This is a genomic window from Alteromonas sp. 4NH20-0104 (assembly GCF_057547795.1).
Genome location: NZ_BAAJLP010000082.1, coordinates 1 through 495, shown reverse-complemented (window position 1 = coordinate 495; position 495 = coordinate 1). Strand labels below are relative to the sequence as shown.

Sequence of the window (495 nt, the reverse complement as noted above, 5' to 3'; positions counted from 1 at the left end):
GAGTATGACTTTTTACCGCCAGCCGAATCATTAGTGGCTTGTTTATTTATGGCAGACCGGGGCTATTTCAAACTGTCGTATCTGGATAGTATTCATCAGGCGGGAGGCAGTTATCTGGTCAGGGCAAAAACAACGGTTAACCCCTTGGTGTTGCTGGGTGTGAATGCACAGGGTAAGCGTTTAAAACGATTCGACAATGTGAAACTCAAGGACGTTAAACACCATATCCGACGAAGCCAGGTGGTTGATATGGACGTTGAGGGAAGCGTGTCATATCGCCTGATAGCGAGTTGGCCTCCAGGTAAATCAGAGCCAACCTATTGGGCTACGAATTTGCCGCGTGAGCAATACCCGGCAAAAGTGGTGATGCAGCTATACAGCTTGCGCTGGCAGATAGAATTACTGTTCAAGGAATGGAAATCCTACTGCAATTTACGCAAGTTCAATACCCGGAACGCGGGATTGATGGAGGGGCTGATATGGGTCAGTTTGCTG

The 495-nt window shown here is 48.1% G+C and carries 1 protein-coding gene; it reads left to right on the top strand.

Translation table 11 applies throughout. The features are described from left to right. Positions 1 to 495 (top strand): IS4 family transposase (locus tag AC27IB_RS23515; protein WP_487124068.1); only part of this gene is annotated, 495 nt, incomplete at both ends.